13 protein-coding genes are annotated in these 17,984 nt (G+C 69.8%); 8 read left to right on the top strand and 5 right to left on the bottom strand.

Features of this window, described 5'->3' with window-relative positions; translation table 11 throughout:
- Window positions 1–37: 37 nt before the first annotated feature.
- Entirely contained in the window at window positions 38–3,349 is a 3,312-nt protein-coding gene (locus ABT147_RS04455) for an alginate lyase family protein (RefSeq protein ID WP_502983025.1), read from the bottom strand.
- Window positions 3,350–3,487: 138 nt separating this feature from the next.
- Window positions 3,488–5,281 (bottom strand): putative Ig domain-containing protein, encoded by a 1,794-nt coding sequence (locus tag ABT147_RS04450; RefSeq protein WP_351402638.1) that lies wholly within the window; start codon window positions 5,279–5,281, stop codon window positions 3,488–3,490.
- Between the two features lie 528 nt (window positions 5,282–5,809).
- On the opposite strand from ABT147_RS04450, the gene ABT147_RS04445 reads away from it, so the two are divergent.
- The 5 genes from ABT147_RS04445 to ABT147_RS04425 all read left to right on the top strand — a co-directional run bounded on the left by ABT147_RS04445 (window position 5,810) and on the right by ABT147_RS04425 (window position 12,014).
- Window positions 5,810–6,823, top strand: coding sequence for a hydroxyacid dehydrogenase (locus tag ABT147_RS04445; protein WP_351402637.1), 1,014 nt, complete (start codon window positions 5,810–5,812; stop codon window positions 6,821–6,823).
- A 289-nt stretch (window positions 6,824–7,112) separates the two neighbouring features.
- Window positions 7,113–8,453, top strand: a complete 1,341-nt coding sequence (locus tag ABT147_RS04440; RefSeq protein WP_351402636.1) for an ABC transporter substrate-binding protein — start codon at window positions 7,113–7,115, stop codon at window positions 8,451–8,453.
- 11 nt (window positions 8,454–8,464) lie between these two features.
- Window positions 8,465–9,349, top strand: a complete 885-nt coding sequence (locus ABT147_RS04435; protein WP_351402635.1) for a carbohydrate ABC transporter permease — start codon at window positions 8,465–8,467, stop codon at window positions 9,347–9,349.
- Window positions 9,349–10,281, top strand: coding sequence for a carbohydrate ABC transporter permease (locus tag ABT147_RS04430; protein WP_351402634.1), 933 nt, complete (start codon window positions 9,349–9,351; stop codon window positions 10,279–10,281). The genes ABT147_RS04435 and ABT147_RS04430 overlap by 1 nt, the downstream gene beginning before the upstream one ends.
- Before the next feature lie 62 nt (window positions 10,282–10,343).
- The gene (locus ABT147_RS04425; protein WP_351402718.1) at window positions 10,344–12,014 is read left to right on the top strand and encodes a glycoside hydrolase family 43 protein; all 1,671 of its coding nucleotides are present in this window, start codon (window positions 10,344–10,346) and stop codon (window positions 12,012–12,014) included.
- A gap of 13 nt (window positions 12,015–12,027) precedes the next feature.
- Here ABT147_RS04425 and ABT147_RS04420 read toward each other — a convergent pair whose 3' ends face one another.
- Together ABT147_RS04420 and ABT147_RS04415 are read right to left on the bottom strand one after the other, a co-directional pair.
- Window positions 12,028–12,336: a hypothetical protein gene (locus ABT147_RS04420; RefSeq protein WP_351402633.1), complete on the bottom strand. Its 309-nt coding sequence runs from the start codon at window positions 12,334–12,336 to the stop codon at window positions 12,028–12,030.
- A gap of 122 nt (window positions 12,337–12,458) precedes the next feature.
- Window positions 12,459–13,058, bottom strand: a complete 600-nt coding sequence (locus ABT147_RS04415; protein ID WP_351402632.1) for a hypothetical protein — start codon at window positions 13,056–13,058, stop codon at window positions 12,459–12,461.
- A 354-nt stretch (window positions 13,059–13,412) separates the two neighbouring features.
- On the opposite strand from ABT147_RS04415, the gene ABT147_RS04410 reads away from it, so the two are divergent.
- The 3 genes from ABT147_RS04410 (at window position 13,413) to ABT147_RS04400 (ending at window position 17,183) form a co-directional block, all read left to right on the top strand.
- Window positions 13,413–13,796 (top strand): VOC family protein, encoded by a 384-nt coding sequence (locus tag ABT147_RS04410; RefSeq protein WP_351402631.1) that lies wholly within the window; start codon window positions 13,413–13,415, stop codon window positions 13,794–13,796.
- Window positions 13,797–14,000: 204 nt separating this feature from the next.
- The gene (locus ABT147_RS04405) at window positions 14,001–15,044 is read left to right on the top strand and encodes a LacI family DNA-binding transcriptional regulator (RefSeq protein WP_351402630.1); all 1,044 of its coding nucleotides are present in this window, start codon (window positions 14,001–14,003) and stop codon (window positions 15,042–15,044) included.
- Between the two features lie 315 nt (window positions 15,045–15,359).
- Window positions 15,360–17,183 (top strand): alkaline phosphatase family protein, encoded by a 1,824-nt coding sequence (locus ABT147_RS04400; RefSeq protein WP_502983022.1) that lies wholly within the window; start codon window positions 15,360–15,362, stop codon window positions 17,181–17,183.
- A gap of 16 nt (window positions 17,184–17,199) precedes the next feature.
- On the opposite strand, the gene ABT147_RS04395 is transcribed toward ABT147_RS04400, so the two are convergent.
- Window positions 17,200–17,868, bottom strand: coding sequence for a hypothetical protein (locus ABT147_RS04395; RefSeq protein WP_351402628.1), 669 nt, complete (start codon window positions 17,866–17,868; stop codon window positions 17,200–17,202).
- Window positions 17,869–17,984: the final 116 nt, after the last annotated feature.

Below are 17,984 nucleotides of genomic sequence, written 5' to 3'. Positions count from 1 at the left end.
TGGGGGGATCGGCGGCCCGGAGCCGGTCCGGGTCCGCCTAGGTGGGGGTGATGCTCACCTCGCTGAATCGCGCGGTGCCGTGGGTGAGCGGGCTGCGGGAGCAGACCACCAGGCCCACGTGGTACGGGGCGTCACCGAAGCCGGGGATCTCTCCCTCGGCGAGGGGGGTGAAGGTGACGCCGCCGTCCGTGGAGACCGCTGCGGCGAAGAGGGTCCCTTCGCGCTTCAGCCGCAGCAGACAGGGGATGGTGACCGTGGCATCGCCGGTGAAGGCCGACCGTCCGGCAACCGTCGTACGGAGCATGAGCTGGGCGCCGGTCCCGCCGCTGACGATCGCTCCGGCCGCCTGGTCGAACGGCGACAGCGACTTGGCCATCAGCAGCCCGACCCGGTCGGCGGGGGCCCCGGTACGGGAGTCCAGCCGGACGGTGACCTCGCAGTCACCGGTGATCGGCCGCCGTACGAACTGGCCTGTCATCCCTTGGTTGTTGACGGTCAGGTCGATACCCGCGCCCCGTACGACGAAGGTCCCGTCCTCCTCGTACGCGGTACTGCCGGGTGTGCTGACGGCCACCACACCGAGGGTGCCGAACCGCCGGGTGTCGAGGACCGGGTCGCCGAGGTCGCCGTAGGTCCAGGGGGCCGGCGGGGGTGTGCCGACGGTCAGGGTGAGGGTGCCGGTGCCGTCGCCCGCCGCGTTCCCGGCGGTGGTGGTCACGGTGAACTCGCCGGTCCGGGTGGGGGTTCCGGAGATCAGGCCGGTGCGCCGGTCGACGCGGAGGCCGTCGGGGAGTCCTCTCGCGGTGAACCGTACGGGTTCGTGCGAGGCACGGATCAGGTACTGGAAGGCGTTGCCCCTGTTGGCGAACGCCGCTGCCGCTGGGGCGAGTTGGGGCCGGGACGGGGTCGGCATGGTCGCGGTGGCGGGCTTCGAGCGGGGGCCGCGTCCGCCGGTGTTCGTCTTGGTGACGGCGTAGTGGTACGTCGTGCCGGGGCTGCCGGTGGCGTCGGCGTACCGCAGGCGGGTGCCGAAGCCGACCGGGGCGACCTCGGTGGCGATCACCCGGTAGGGGCCGTCGGCGCGGGTGGCGCGCAGGACCCGGTAGCGGGCGGAGAGGTCGGGATCGGTCCACGCCAGCTCGACCGCGTCGGCACCGGCGACGGCCCCGAGGTCGGTCACCCGCCGGGCCGGGCGGTCCACCGACCAGATCTCTCCCCGGGCCGCCGACACGACCCGTACATGGTCGAAGGCCCCGGTGCCGGTCCCGGCGTACTCCTCGGCCACGCCCAGACAGGACGTGAGGACCAGCCCCGCGTACGCGGTGCGCCCCAACTCGACCTCGGTGGCGCCGACTTCGGTCCAGTGGACGCCGTCCGGGGAGATCGCCCCGGTGCAGCGACGGCCCGCGCGGCTCACCCGCACCCAGTACGGGGCCCGCAGCCGGTAGCCGTCGCCCGCGCCCTCGACGTACGGGGCCTCCAGCGGTGTCGCCGACTCCGGCAGCGCGCCCAGGCTGGAGATCGGGAACGCGGCGGAGGTGGTGATGCTCTGCCGCTGGGTGGGCGGCACGGGTGTGCTGCCGGTCGCGGAGATCGCCGACCCGGCCGCCCTCCGTACGCTCCACACACCGCTCCAGGTGTGCAGCGGCAGCCCCTGGACCAGCATCGAGGCGTGCGCGGCGCCCGCGTCGAGCGAGTCGCGCAGAGTGACACCGATCTTGGAGTACTGGGAGCTGAGCGGCCACACGATCCGCGCGGTGACCGTGCCGTCGCCCCGCAGCGGCAGATGCGCCAGGCGGTACGTGTCCGCCGTACCGCTCGCCCGGAGCACGAACCGCTCACCGTCGAAGCCGGCGGAACCGGGGATCCTCACGCTCCCCAGGTCCAGGCTGGACCAGGGCTCGGGCAGCCCGGCGCAGGCGGCGGCCTCACTCGAACTACCGCTGGCCCCGGCCGAGTTGGTGGCGGCGACGGTGTAGTAGTACGTCCGACCCCCGCGGACGTCCGTGTCGGTGTACGTCGGCTCGTCGAGCCCGGCGGCGACCTTCTCGTACGGGCCCTCGGGACCCGTGGACCGCCGGACGGTGTACCCGGTGGCCCACGCCGACGGCAGCCAGGCCACGGTCACGGCCCCGCGGTCGCCCGTCGCCGTCACCCCGGCCGGTGGTTGTGGGGCGGGGGTCGAGGCGGGGGCGGTGGCCCCGGCGTAGGCGAAGGTGCCGAAGCCGGGCAGGTCGTCGTTGCCGCCCTCGACCGCACGGGCGCCCGCCGTGCCGCGGAAGACGGCCGCCTCGGTGGCGGGGGCGTCGAGGCCGCGTACTCCGGCGTAGTGGGCGTAGTACATCTCGTAGACCGGCGGGAGGGTGCCGCGGCCCACGGCCGAGACGGTCTTCTTGATGTACTTGCCGGTGCGGTCCAGGGCGGGGGTGAAGGGGACGTCGCCGCCGAGGTTGTAGCGGGCGGCGTACTCGGCGTTCGCCAGCAGACGGTGGCCGTCGAAGCCCCACAGGTCGACGCCCTGGTTCCAGGCCACCTGTGCCGCGTCGCCCATCAGGCCCACGGCCAGCTGCTCGTGCCCCTGGTCACGACCGGACTCCTGGCCCTGGCCGGCGGCGGTGACGATACGGCCCGGCACACTGCCGTTGCCCGCGCCCGCCGCCGCGAACCGCAGCGCGTCCTCGAAGAGGACCGGTGCCTCGCAGAACACGCCTATGGCCAGGACGGTCTGAAGAGCCGTCAGGTCCCAGTTGCCGTTGGCGTACAGCATGTAGCCGGACACCGCCGGGTACCAGACGTCGAGGAACGACCGCTCGCAGCGGGCGATGTCGGAGTCCGTCCAGCCGTCGTAGCCGGTGTGCCGGAGCAGTTCGGCGGCGTTGACGAACTTGAAGGCCTGCAGCCCCGCGCCGAGCGGGCCGTCCGCGCCGGTGATCATCGTGAGGGACGCCGACCAGACGTCGAGGATGTCCCGGGCCTTGTCCGCGTGGGCCCGCTCGCCCGTCACGCACCACATCAGCGCGTTCTGGTAGGCGGCGGCCGAGTCGGCGACGGCCTGGTTCTGGAAGTTGGTGGGACCTCGGCCCCAGGAGGTGATCTGGCCCGTGTTCTGGACGGTGTACGTGGACTTGGAGCGGGCGTGGGCCGCGAACGCGAGGTAGCCGTCGTGGATCGGCGACTCCTCGGCGGCGACGGCGGCCCTCCACCGGTCCAGGTCGGCGGCGGTGTGCAGCAGACCCGGGTGACTGAAGGTGCGCGTCGCCGTGGTGGAGCGCGCCCACGCGTCCGTGACGGAAGCGGAGGTGGGCGCAGGGGCGGAGGCGGAGGCGGGCAGGAGTCCCGCCCCGGCCACGGTCGTGAACCCGGCCGCCCCGAGGAACGACCGCCTGTCGAACGATCCGTCGAACGATCCGTCGAGCGGTCGGTTGAGCCGTCGCTTGAGCGGTCTGTGGAACGGTCCGCTGAGGGGAAGCACAGGCGTCTCCTGGTCCTACGGGTGCCGCACGATGAGCTTGACGGACTTCGTGGCCCTACCGGCGCTGTTGGTGGCCGAGACGGTGACCGTGCGGGAGCCGGGGCGGGCGGGGACGCCGGAGATCAGGCCCGTTCTCGTGTCGATGCTCAGGCCCTTGGGCAGGCCCTCTGCGCCGAACGACGTGGGCAGTCCGGTCGCCGTGACGAGGTGGTTGAAGACCCGCTTCCTCGTGGCCGTGACCTCACCGGCGCTGGTGATCTCCGGGGCCGTGGTGGCGGCGGCCGTGTCGGCGTCCAGGAAGCGGAGGTTCTGGACGTGCTCGTTGGCGAACATCGGAACCATGTCCGTCGTCAGGAACCAGCCGGGCTTCTTCATCTTGTCGTGCACGACCGTGCCGTTGACCGTCAGGTTCTGGAAGGTCAGGTTCTTGATCGGGCGGTCCGCGTCGTAGCCGGTTAGGATCGCCATGGACGCGTGCGTGCCGTTGTACGTGAGGTCGCGGACGTACACGTCCTCGATGCCGCGCCCCGGGGAGGCGTTGTACCGGTTGGCCATCACCCGCATGTTGAGCAGCTGGCCCCAGGTGAAGTCCTCCACCCGGACGTCCTGGATACGGACGTTGCGGATGAGGTTGCTGTCGCCGGGGTTGAGGGCGAAGCAGCCCTGGTAGAGGACCTGCGGCTCGCGGTGCTGAAGGACGTCGATATTGCTGAAGACGATGTTCTCGATGGTCTCGGGCTTCTCGGGGTTGCCGTGCGTGCCGATGTTCACGGGGTGGGCGACGTCGGCCCAGAGGGTGGAGTCGCGGACGGTGATGTTGCGGCAGTCGCCGTAGTAGTCCCAGCGGTGGGCGTAGATGGCGACGCAGTCGTCGCTGTTGCGCATGAAGACGCCCTCGATCAGCACGTCCTCGCTGCTGAACACGTCGATGCCGTCGCCCCACTGACCGAAGCTGTACGAGTGCAGGTTACGGACGGTGACCTGCTGCGACTGGCCGATGGTGCAGGAGTAGCCGGTCTTGGGGTTGAGGGCGAGGATGCCGTCGATCTCGATGTTCTTGGAGAACGCCACCAGCGTCGCGGCGTCCGAGTCGTGGATGATGCCCCGGCCGAGCAGCCGCGCGTTCTCCACGTTGCTGAACTCCACGCGGGCCTTGAGCACCGCGCCACCGGCCAGGTACACCGTCTTGCCGCTGGGCACCTTCACCACGTTGTCGGGGACGGTGTGGATGCCGGGCCCGAAGTAGATGACGTCCGGGTCGCCCTCCTCGGGCCGCCACTTCTCGATCGGGTTGGCGTGCAGCTGGAGGTTGTCGTAGAGGTCGAACGCGCCGCCGTCGGCGTCGCCGATCTCGATGGAGAGATTGCGCGGCTCGGTGAGGCCGAAGGTGACGGTGTCACCGCTCACCTCGTGCGCGACGGCGTACGACAGGGGGCGGATCCGCGCCGAGGGGATGGCGCCCTTCGAGGAGGTGACCTGGACCTCCACCGTGCCGTGGAAGTCGAGGTTGGCGACGGAGGAGCTGCGGACGACGCCCGCGCCGGTCTTCTCGTTGATGGTCTTCGTACGGGCCCGGATGACGGGCACCGGCTGCCAGTCGCCGCCCGGCGTACGGGCCTTGACGGAGAAACTGGTGTTCAGCGGCAGCCCGGCCGGGACGGGGTGCACCACCAGCCGGTCGGCCCGCGGTCCGCCGGCCGCGCTCGCGGTGCCGGTGGCCGTTCCGAGCAGGGAGTACGCGGCGGCCGTGACACCGGCGGCCTGGAGCAGGGTGCGCCGGGACAGACCGGAGCCCTGGGTGTCGGTCATCAGCAATGTCCTTGTGTGCAGGGTGGGTTGGGGAAAGGCGCGGTGCTGCCTGAGGTCGGCGCACGGGAGTCGGGGCAATCACCCGTTGAGCAACAACCGGTTTCTACCGGTCGACGGGCAGAGCTTGTTCCTGACCGCAAACGGCGTCAAGGGTCTTGACCAGTTTTCGAAAACTCCGCGCACCCTTCGGGGCCTGGCCGGATGGCTTCACGGGGGCCCGTCGGCGACCACCCGGTGAGCGCAGATGTTTCATGTCGCCCCTGGTCAGCCCTGGTTCTCTGCCCACTCGCCCGGCCGGAACATCGGCCCCGAACCCCAACGACACGGGAACCGTTCGCCTTCCATCTGCGGGGCGACCGATGACGCCGGGCCATGTTCTACCCCGCCCCGCCCCACCCGCAGACACCCGATCAAGGTGATTGACCGCCCCTCGAACACACACCTACCGTAGAAGACGTTTTCTGGCTCTGACGCCGTTCCACAGCGCCCTCGCCCTCCCCCAGCCCACCCCAGCTCTCCAGGAGAGTCATGCCCAGCGCCCAGTCGACGCGCGCCGTGTTCGCCATGGATCCGGTGCATCTGCCCCTGCTCTTCCCGCCGCCGCTCATGGCACGGCTGCGGCGGACGGTCGAGATCGACCCCGAGTTCGTCGTGCGGGACTTCGCCGACCCCGTCGCCGCTCCCGCGCTGGCCGGGGCCGACGTGCTGATCACCGGCTGGGGCTGCCCTCATCTCGACGCTGACGTACTCAGGGCGGCGCCCCGGCTGCGTACGGTCCTGCATGCCGCGGGCTCGGTGCGCGCGCTGGTCGGCGAGGCGCTGTGGCAGGGCGGGGTCACCGTCTCCAGCGCGGTGGCCGGCAACGCGCTGCCGGTCGCCGAGTACACCCTCGCGATGATCCTGCTGTCCGGGAAGGACACCTTCGACCAGCGCGAACGCTTCCGGCGGACCCACACCTACCCCTCCCCCGCCGAGACCGCGGCCATCGGCAACGTCGGCCGCCGGGTCGGGGTCATCGGGGCCTCACGCGTGGGCCGCCGACTCCTCGAACTGCTGAGGCCGTTCGACTTCGCCGTCTCGCTGTACGACCCCTACGTCGACACGGCGGGGGCCGCCGCGCTGGGCGCCGACCCGATGACACTGGAGGACCTGCTGCGCACCAGCGACATCGTCAGCCTCCACGCCCCCGACATCCCCGAGACGTACCGCATGCTCGACCGCGGCAGACTCGCGCTGATCAGGGACGGTGGCGTCCTCATCAACACCTCCCGGGGCGCCCTGGTCGACCCCGACGCCCTCACGGACGAGCTGCTCTCCGGCCGGCTGCGCGCGATCCTGGACGTCACCGAACCCGAGCCGCTGCCCGTCGGCTCCCCGCTCTACCACCTGCCCAACGTCTTCCTCACCCCGCACATCGCGGGTTCCCTCGGCAACGAGCTGGAGCGCCTCGGCCGTACCGTCGTCGAGGAGCTGGAGCGCCTCGTCTCGGGCCTGCCACCGGCGCACCAGGTACGGCACACGGACCTGGTGCGGGTCGCCTGAACGCCGTTCACCGCGACACGGGCACTCCCCGCCCCCTGTCCGCCGCCGGACAACGGCTTCCGGCAACCCCGCCGACAATCCGGCGCAACAAATTCCCGTCGCACTCTTGCGGTCGGCCGATCGGGCCACCTACGTTTCACAGCAACCGTTTTCTACAAACGTTCCGCAGGGGCCCCGAGACCCGAGCTGACGGTCCACCTCGCTCGTCGTCGCCCCACCGAGCCGCCCCTCGCTCCGCGTCGCCTCCCCCGCTTCCGCGCTCGCCCACGTCTCGAAGGATGACCGTACGATGAACTCCCTCAGCCCCCGGAGAAGGTTCGCCCGCGTCGCCGTCGCGAGTGTGGCGCTGACAGGTCTGCTCGCCGCGTGCGGCGGTTCGGACTCGGGTGACGACGGTTCCTCCGGCGCCTCCGGTCCGGTCACCCTCCCCTTCTGGGGCTGGGCCAACGGACAGGAAGCCCTGGTCAAGGCGTTCAACGCCGCCCACCAGGACGTCAAGCTCAAGTACACCAAGGTCACCGACCAGTTGACCATGCAGAAGCAGCTCAACAACGCGGTGAAGGCGGGCAACGCCCCCTGTCTGGTGCAGAACACCGCCGAGTATGTGACGACCTGGGTGTCGCAGGGCGCGCTCGCCGACATCACCGACTACGTCGGGTCGAGCAAGGACAAGTTCAACGCCGGTGCGTGGGCCGGGGTCCAGGTGCAGGGCAAGGTCTACGGCGTGCCCACCGCCTCGGCGCCCGCCTTCACGATCTACCGCACGGACGTCTTCGACAAGTACGGCCTCAAGGCCCCCGCGACCTGGGACGACTTCATCGCCGCCGGCAAGGTCCTGAAGAAGCACGGCATCCACATCACCAACTACGCCGGTGAGGACCCCAGCACCCTGGAGGTGCTCGCGATGCAGGCCGGGGCCCACTGGTACGCGATCGACGGCGACTCCTGGAAGGTGGACTTCCAGGGCGAGGGCAGCCTGAAGGCCGCCGATGTGATCCAGCGGATCATCGACGGCGGTCTCAACTCCAAGCTCTCCTTCGCCGACTACGCGGCGGTGCAGCGCAACTACGACAAGGGCGGCACGGTCACCCGCCAGATATCGACCTGGCAGATGTCCGGCATGGTGCAGAACTTCACCGACTCCTTCGGCAAGTGGGCGCTCACGCCGTGGCCGACGTACAAGGGTGAGGCGGCCAAGACGCCGGCCGGCACCAACCAGAGCGGTGGCATGAACCTGGTCACCGAGCAGTGCGAGCACAAGGAGCAGGCGGCCGAGGCGGCGTTGTGGCTGTCCACGGACACCGGTGCGGTCAAGTCGATGGCGAGCCCGGAGACCGGCAGCGGTGTCATGCCGGGGCTGGCCGACAGTGACGCGTACGTCGCCGAGGCGATCTCCGAGAAGCTGCTCGGCGACCACTACGAGCCCGCCAAGAAGGTCGTCACGGACAGCCTGGGCACCGTCACCGCCGACTGGGTCTACGGCCCCAACTGGACCGCCATGTTCACCGAGTTGCAGAGCGAGTGGGGCAAGGTCGTCAGCAAGGAACAGAAGGTCACCGACCTGCTCGCGCACATGCAGGAGTGGACGGTCGAGGACCTGAAGTCGCGCGGTATCAACGTCAAGGGCTGAGGCATCCTTCGATGATTCGCTCCCAGCGCTGGAAGGGCGCCGCGTTCACGGTGCCCTTCCAGCTCGGATTCGTCTTCCTCTATCTGCTGCCCATCGGGTACGCGGCCTACGAGTCGCTGTTCCAGGAGAAGCGGTCCGGGCTCGGCCTCGGCGGCGCCACCCGGGAGTTCTCCGGGTTCGAGAACTATCAACTCGGGCTGACGGACTCTGTGTTCATGGGCTCCATCCTGCGGGTGGTGCTGTTCGCCTGCGTCCAGATCCCGTTCATGCTGCTGGTCAGCCTGGTCCTGGCGCTGTTCCTGGACGCGCTCACCTCGAAGGCCGCGAACCGCTTCAGTATCGTGCTGCTGGTCCCGTACATGATCCCGGGTGTGGTCGCGGCGATCGTGTGGATCAACCTCTACAGCCCCGAGGTGGGCCCGCTGACCCCGATCGGCGACCTCTTCGGGTTCGACTGGAACTTCTTCGCGCCCTCGATGGTGTGGCCGTCCATCGGCAACCTGCTCACCTGGCACGGCATCGGCTACAACATGGTGATCATCTACTCGGCGCTCCAGGGCGTGCCCCGCGAACTGTTCGAGGCCGCCCGCCTCGACGGCGCCTCCGAGTCCCGGATCGCGCTGAGCATCAAGATCCCGTTCGTACGCGGGGCGTTGGTGCTGACCGGCCTGCTGTCCATCATCCAGATGCTGCAGATCTTCAACGAGCCGGCGCTGTTCCGGAACATCACCCCGGAGACCGTCGACGACAGCTTCACCCCGATCATGATCATCTACAACCAGGCGTTCAACGCGGGCAACTACCCCTACGCCGCCGCCCTGTCGGTGCTCCTCGCCCTGATCCTCGGCGTCGCCTCCCTCCTCTTCTACCGGCTGACCTCGAAGGAGGTCGACTGATGGCCACGACCACCGAGTCCCCCAAGAAGGCCCGCGAACCCGGGCGGTCCGGCGTGCCTCCCGTACGGCGGATCGCCGGCCCCGACCCCGCCTCGCGCGGGCGCGGCGGCCAGCGGTTCATCCTGCTCGGCCTGATCCTCGCGAGCGTCTACAGCCTGTTCCCGGTGTGGTGGCTGATCGTCGCCGCCACCAAGGACCGGGTCGGGCTGTACCAGAGCAACGGCCTGTGGTTCGACGGCATGCACCTCTGGGAGAACCTGCGTCAGCTCTTCACCTACGAGGACGGCATCTTCCTGCGCTGGACCGCCAACTCGTTCCTGTACGCCGGTGTCGGCTCCCTCGGCGGCACGCTCATCGCGCTGGCGACCGGTTACGGCCTCGCCCGCTTCGACTTCCCCGGCCGGGGTGTGGTGTTCGCGGCGGTGGTGGGCTCGTTCCTGATCCCCATCGCCCTGCTCACGCTCCCCCTCTATCTGATGTTCTCGAAGATCGGCCTGGTCGACACCCCCTGGGCGATGCTGATCCCCTGCCTCATCAACCCCTTCAGCGTCTACTTGGCGAAGGTCTACACCGAGGCGACGATCCCCTTCGAACTCCTGGAGGCGGCCCGTATCGACGGCGCCGGTGAGCTGCGGATCTTCTTCAGCATCGTGCTGCGGATGATGACCACGGGCGGCGCGACGGTCTTCCTGCTGGCCTTCGTCAACACCTGGAACGCGTTCTTCCTCCCGCTCACCGTCCTGCGCGGCGAGGAGAACTGGACCCTCAACCTCGGCCTCTACAACTGGACCGGCAAACGCCTGGAGTCCGGCGTCGACCTGACGAGTCTGGTCCTGACCGGCGCGCTGCTGTCCATCGTCCCGCTGGCCGTCATGATGACCGCGATGCGCCGCTACTGGCGGTCCGGTGTGACGCTGGGGGCGCTCAAGTGACCGGCTCCTCCGCAGGGCAACGGGCGTCCGGAACCCGTGCCGTCGTGGACGTGCACCCGGGCATGACCGTGGCCCGCAACCCGATCATCCGTGGCTTCGCCCCCGACCCCTCCCTGATCAGGGCCGGCGAGTGGTACTACGTGGCGACCAGCTCGTTCGAGTGGTTCCCGACGATCCCGATCCACCGTTCCAAGGACCTGGCGCACTGGGAGTACGCCGGCCATGTACGCGGCGCGGCCCCCGGCGGCTCACTGGCCGGCGTCCCCGACTCGGGCGGCATCTGGGCCCCGTCGCTGAGCTGGGACGGCGAACGCTTCTGGGTGGTCTACACGATCGTCCGGTCGGTCGGCACGCGCTACTTCGATCTGGACACATACGTCAGCAAGGCCCCGGCGGTCGACGGCGACTGGACCGCTCCGCAGCGCGTCGCGAGCCACGGCTTCGACCCCGCCCTGTTCCACCACGAGGGCCGGCTCTGGCTGCTCAACATGCAGAGCGACCACCGCCCGGGCGGCAAGCGGTTCGCCGGGATCGTCCTGACCGAACTGGACCGCACCACCCTGCGCCCGCTCGGCGACACCCACCTCCTCCTCCAGCACGACCGACTGATCGAAGGCCCCAAGCTCCTGGCCCGGCACGGCTGGTACTACCTGGTCCTCGCCGAGGGCGGCACCGGCGTCGAACACGGGGTACGGGTGGCGCGCAGCCGCACCCTGACCGGCCCGTACGAACTCGACGACCTGCCCCTGCTGACGACACGGGACGCCCCGAAGTCCCCACTCCAGAAGGCCGGACACGCCGAACTGGTCGAGACCCCGAGTGGCGACTGGTACCTCAGCCACCTCACGGCCCGCCCCCTCCACACCGAGCACGGCATACGGTGCCCACTGGGCCGGGAGACAGCCGTCCAGGCGGTGGTGTGGGACACGGAGGGCTGGCCCCGGCTGCGGCAGGGGGGTTGGCATCCGGAGGTGGAGGTGGAGGTGCCGCGCGTGGAGGCGGAGGTGCCGCGCGTGGAGGCGGAGGTGCCGCGCGTGGAGGCGGAGGTGCCGCGCGTGGAGGCGGCCGGTGGGCCGACGTCCACCGCCGTGTCCGCCCCGCAGGAGGGCACGTTGACCTGGCCGTGGAGCAGCCCGCGTGCCTCGCCGGACGCGTCGTGGGCCGACACCACCGCGCGCCCCGGCTGGATCCGGCTCCGGGGACGTCAGGGCCCCGAGTCCCTGTGGGAGCGGAGTCTGCTGGCACAGCGGCTCACCGAGCACCGCGCGGAGGTGGAGGTCACCGTCGAGGCCCGCCCGCGCACCTTCGGCGAGGCCGCCGGACTGACCCTCCGCTACAACACCTCCTCCTACCTCACCCTCGACCTGACCTGGTCCGAACCCGAGGGTGAACCGCAGCGCGGCCAGCAGTGGCGGGGCGAGGGCCGCACCGTACTGAGCCTCCTCGAACGCGACGAGGACGGGGCCCGACAGGTGGCCGTGGTCGAGGTCGAACCGGGCCGCCCGATCACCCTGGGCGCGACCATCGACGGCCCGAACGCCCACTTCTGGTACCTCCACGACAACCACCGCACCCCCATCGGCCCACCCCTCGACTTCACCCACCTCTCCGACGACTACGGCCCCCACCTCCGCTTCACCGGCACCTTGGCCGGCATCCACGCCCAGGACCTCGTCGCTGCGGAGTTCACGGCGGACTTCAGGGGGTTTCGGTTGGTGTGCGAGGCGGAGTGAGGGGGCCGCTGCTTCAGGTTCCCTGCTCGAACGCGATGCGGATGCGTGCGACCTGCTCGGCCACGTGCTCCATGAACCAGTGCATGACCTCGTAGGGGATGACGTGCTCGTCGTGGCTGTGGATGTGGACGGTCGGCTCCAGGTCCGGATCCTCGTCGGGGATCACCGCCACCAGGAACGCGACTCCAGGCCGATGCGTCTCCGCCCACGCGGCCGGCGCCGGCACGGCCTCGCTCAACTCCACACACCAAGCGTCGTCCGGCAAGGCGTAGTGAAACTGGATGGCGTAGTGAATGCCTGCGTGATCGCGCAACTCCGACATGTCCGCAGGCTTCCACAGCCGCCGCGTCGGAGTCCCGCGAGTTTCCCGCTCAGCCGACTGTCCCGTTATCGCGGGGGGATGAGTGCCCGGCACCTGTCCGCCGGAGGTCAGAGGAAGAGGAGTTACGGTGCGGCTGACGGCTCAGTGGCCTGGGGGAAGCCCAGTTCGTCGAGCAGTGTGCTGAAGAGGTCTTCCACGGGGGTCTCGTGTGAGCGAAGCAGCTCTTCGATCCTCACTGCCTGCTGCGGCGTCACGGGAATGCCGACGGTTGTGGCCCATACGACCGCGCCCTCGGCGTCGGTGGGAATCTCCGCGTCGAGCTCCACGTGCTTACGTCTGACCGCGTCGTGGAACTCCGGTGTGTCCAGCCACAGGAGCTGATCCTCGAGATCTTCGGGCTCCTCGGCCAGAAGCCTGGCGGCGATGTCCAGGTTGAGCCAGGCCTGCCAACGCTCGCCGGTGGCGTTCAGACCGGTCACGAGTGCGAGGTCGCTGTCGGAGATGTCGGCGACGCAGGCCGGTGCCCTGCTCCACTCGACCAGGGCGGCCAGGTCGGCGTCGTCCCATGTCCCGGAATCGAACTGAAGCGTCTGCCAGCCTCCCGGCCGTGACTCCCGTGTGCGCACGGTGGCCTTGAGTTCTTCGTCGAGGCTGTCGAACACGGCAGCTTCCAGCAGAGGTCGGCTACTACGAGCGAAGACCAGGTGACCCGAGAATCCCACGGCAGTTTCTCCTTCGCGATGTTGGGCGCACCTTATGGCCTGCCGCTGACAACGCAGGCACCGCTGGCATCTGTTCGCGGTCAGTCCGGCTCATCTGCTCAAACGGCAATACCCCGATGAGGGCTGCGGCGATGGCAACGAACGCGAGAAGTCCTCGGGCTTGCGTTCATGGCATCGGTGCGGACGTCGGCAGGTGCGCTCCGAGGCGGCCACGAAGATGATCACGGCGAACGTCTCCCGTACTGCGCCGCGCTCGAACGGGCGATCGTAACCTGCCCCGACAGGAACCGCCCGGCTCCGGCCCGGGAAGCAATCCGGTAGCGGAGGCGGCCGCTCTCCGGCAGGCTCGCGTGCATGATCTCGGTGGTGCAGAACGTGGCGATCGACTGTGCTGATGCCTATGAACTGGCTCGCTTCTGGGGTGAGGTGACCGGTTGTCCGTTGGATCCGCAGGACAGACCGGGCGACCGGGAGACGCGGGTGCTGTTGCCGGAGGGCCCGTCGCTGTACTTCAACCAGGTGCCGGAGCCGAAGACGGTCAAGAACCGGGTCCATTTGTGCCTGCGGCCGACGACCTCGCGCGAGCGGGAGATCGAGCGGTTGCTGAACCTCGGAGCCACCTTCGTCACGGATCGCCGGGAGCCCGACGGCACGGGCTGGGCCGTCCTGGCGGACCCCGAAGGCAATGAATTCTGTGTCCTTCGCAGTGAATCCGACCGCGCTTCGATGCCTTCCTGACGTTCCGGAACAGCCAGCCCGCCTTGTTCGAAGTTTCGAAAGTTTTGACTGGGGGCGTCCTGTGAATCCCTGCTTCTTCCCGCCGTGTTGAGTTGGGCTTAACGTAGGAAGCGCTTGCTACGGTTCGGGTTTCCGTCGTGCGGGCGATGCTGTTCGAAAAATTTCATCGGCCCTCGGGACGGGGCCCTGAAAGGTGGAGTCGCGATGGTGCGTGGCGGGAGCGCGACGGCCGGGCCGACGCTGGCGGTGGTGGCGCGCGAGGCCGGGGTGTCTGTGCCGACGGCCTCGAAGGTGGTCAACGGCCGGGAGGACGTGGCCCCGGAGACCAGGCGCCGGGTCACCGAGGCGCTGGACCGGCTCGGCTATGTCCGCAGACCCCGGTTCGAGGCGTCGAAGCCGCCCCGCATGGTCGACCTGGTGGTCCACTCGCTGGAGAGTTCCTGGTCGGGCGCGGTCCTGCACGGCGTCGAACAGGCCGCCCACGACGCCGGCCTGGAGGTCGTGGTCTCGGCCGGTCTCACCCGTACCCGTGGCGGCGCCCGCCCCGAACGCGGCTGGTTCGACAAGCTCACCACCCGCGGCTCGGCGGGCGTGCTGTTCAATCTGGCCGAGCTGTCCCCCGCCCAGTACTCCTGGCTCACCCAGCACCGCATCCCGTTCGTCCTGATCGACCCGGTCCTCGAACCGCCGCCCGGCGTGGTGTCGGTCGGCGCCGCCAACTGGCAGGGCGGGATGACCGCCGCCGACCATCTGCTGGCCCTGGGCCACGAGCGGATCGCCGTGATCGCCGGGTACCGGCGCAAGATGTGCAGCAGCGCCCGGGTCGCCGGCTACCGCTCGGCGCTGACGGCCGCACGGATCCCCTACCGGCCCGAGTACGTCCGCTACGGCAACTTCATGGAGACCACCGCCCGCCACCGTATGCTCCAGCTGCTCGACCTCCCCGAGCCGCCGACCGCCGTGTTCGTCTGCTCGGACAAGATGGCCCTCGGCGTGTACGAGGCACTGGCCGAGCGGGGGCTGCGGGTGCCGGACGACATCAGCGTGGTCGGTTTCGACGACCTTCCCGAGGCCCGCTGGGCGACTCCCGGCCTCACCACCGTCCGCCAGCCCCTCTCGGAGATGGCCCAGACCGCGCTACGGCTGCTGGTGCGGATGATGGAGGGCGACCAACCGGAGGGCACCCGCACCGAGTTGTCGACGCGGCTCGTGGAGCGGTCCAGTACGGGGGCGCTGCGCCCGGCCTGAGCGGGTGGACGGCGGTGGGCGCCGGGTGCGTCGCGGTCCGGTGAAGGGGTTGCGGACACCCTGAGTTCGGGTGAACGGTTGGCGTCGTGGGACCGTACGCATAGGGATGCCCCCTCGGGTGTTCCGGCGGTCCCGCCACCCCGGCCCACTCCGCACCACCAGCACTGAGCTCCACATGCTCCACAGGGAAGGACCTTCGGGTTGTCGCACATACGCTCTCCGCAGCTTCCGGGATCCACACCGGCACCGGATGACGACAAGGCCCCGGAGGAAGCCACCCCTCCGGAGCGGACGTCGGAAGAGAGTTCGCCGGACATGGACGTAGACGTAGCGCCCGAAGCCGCGGCTGAGACCGAACCCCCTGCCGCGCCCTCCACCGAGCCCTCCGACGAGCCCTCCGCCGAACTCCCCGCCGGCCCTTCCGCCGAACTCCCCGCCGACCCTGCCACCGAACCCTCCACCGAACCCCCAGCCACCCCCTCCGGCTGGCGCGCCACGCACCCCCGTGCCGCCCGCGCCGTCGCCTGGACCGTGAGTGGGCTGGCCGTCGCTCTCGTGATGTTCGCGCTGCTCGTGCCGAACGATGTCACCGAGATCGGGTTCGGGCGGTTCCTGCGGATTCCGGCGGAGGGGATCCTCGTGGCCGGGCTGCTGCTCGTGCTGCCGGTGCGGGCGCGGCGCGTGGCGGTGGTCGTGGTCGGGGTGGTGCTCGGGCTGCTGACGACGGTCAAGATGCTGGACATGGGGTCGTACTGGACCCTGGACCGCCCGTTCGACCTGGTGCTCGACTGGATACTGCTGGACAACGCGCGGACGTTCATGCAGGACTCGCTCGGTGACACGGCGGCGCTGGCGGTGACGATCGGGCTGATCGTGCTGACGCTGGCGTTGCCGGTGCTGATGACGATGTCGGTGGCGCGGATCAGCCGGCTGATGACGCGCAACCGGCAGACGGCGAGCCGGACGCTGCTGGTCCTGGGCACCGCGTGGATCACCTGCTCGACGCTGACGCTGGAGGTGGCCGACGTGCCGGTGGCCTCGCACAGCGCGGCGACGCTCGTGGAGAACCGGATCGAGTCGGTGAGCGGCGGTCTGAAGGACGCCGAGGCGTTCCGGAAGCAGTCCGCGGTGGACGCCTTCGCGGACGTACCGCCGGACCAACTGCTGACGGGGCTGCGCGGCAAGGACGTACTGATCACGTTCATCGAGAGCTACGGCCGCTCCGCGATCGACGACCCGCGGATGGGCGAGCCGCTCAGCGAGACGCTCGCGCAGAAGACGCGGCAGCTGAAGGACGCCGGGTACGCGTCGCAGAGCGGCTGGCTGCGCTCCCCCATCACGGGCGCCGGCAGCTGGCTGGGCCACTCCACGTTCCTGTCCGGGCTGTGGATCAAGAACCAGTCGCGTTACTCCCACCTCGTCGCGAGCGACCGTCTCACCCTCACCGAGGCGTTCCGCCGTACCGGGGCCTGGCGCACGGTCGGTATCGTGCCGGGCACCCAGAAGACCTGGCCGGAGGGCAAGTACTTCGGTCTCGACCACATCTACGACTCCGACCAACTCGGCTACAAGGGCCCGAAGTTCAGCTGGTCGACCATGCCCGACCAGTACACGCTGAAGGCGTTCGAGGAGCTGGAGCACGGCAAGAAGGACCGTGAGCCGATGATGGCGGAGATCATCCTGACCTCCAGCCACAACCCGTGGGCCCCCATCCCGAGCACGATCCCCGAGGAGCAGATCGGCGACGGGTCGGTCTACCACTCGCTGCAGAAGGCCGAGGGCAAGAACCCCACGGAGGTCTGGAAGGATCCGCTGGCCGTCCGGGACGAGTACCGCAAGTCGATCGAGTACTCGGTGACCAGTCTCGTCGACTTCGTCACGAAGTACGGCTCCAAGGACACCGTCCTGGTCTTCCTCGGCGACCACCAGCCGAACAAGACGGTCACCGGCGACAACCCCAGCCATGATGTGCCGGTCTCGATCGTCGCCCAGGACCCCGAGGTGCTGGAGAAGGTCGCGGACTGGGGGTGGACGGACGGTCTCCAGCCCGCCGACAGCACTCCGGTGTGGCGGATGGACAAGTTCCGCGACCGCTTCATGACGGCGTTCGGCCCGCGGCAGCCGGGCGGCAAGTCCTGACCGTTCGCACCCGGGCTCAGCCCGACGCGCCCACCTCGTTGTCCGGTGCTCCGTCGCCGACCGGGGGCAGGTCGCCGCGCTCGGTCGGCACGCCGTCGTGCGGGGGCGGCGGGGGCTTGTCGTGGTGGCGGGGCGGCAGGAGGACGGCGAGTTCGGCGTCGGTGGGGCGGTGGGCGGCGAGCGCGGCGGCCCGCAGCGCGGCGCGGTCGACCGTGGCCGTCGCGGCGCTGACCCGGACGAGGTGGCCGTCCTCCTGCACGGCGTACTCGTGCTGTCCCGCCGAGGTGCGGTACCAGGCGTCCCCGTCGCGCTCACAGCCGACCTCCTCGCCGGTGCCCTGGCCGAGCGGCTGCTCGGGGCAGTTCCCGGCGGTCATCGCGCCGCGGTCGACGAGCAGCAGGAGCTGGGCACTGTTCTTCCGGGACCAGTAGGCGGCGGAGAAGCCGTCGGCGCCGTACACACCGACCGACTGCTTGGCCAGCGTGAATCCCGGGGACTCGGTGACATAGACGAGACCGGGCGTGAGGCCCAGCGCCTCGGCCCGGGCGTGGAGTTCCGCCCGGTCGGGGGCCGGCACCAGGGGCTCACGGTCCGCGACCACGACCTTCTCGGTACCGCAGGCCGCGAGCACCAACGGCAGCAAAGCCAGGGGCAGCAGAACACGTGCCGTACGGGGCATGGACATGCCCTCCATCCTGCCGCACAGTCGTTCCACAGGTGAGGCAAAGAGTCCGTTCTCGCGAGAGCGCTTACTCACACGGTTCTTGCTGACACGTTCTTGCTGACACGCTCCTTTCGCGC

The organism is Streptomyces sp. NPDC001868, from assembly GCF_040297125.1.
Classification (GTDB): domain Bacteria; phylum Actinomycetota; class Actinomycetes; order Streptomycetales; family Streptomycetaceae; genus Streptomyces.
Note: the sequence above shows the minus strand (reverse complement) of the source record. Positions and strands in the feature narration are given on the sequence as shown.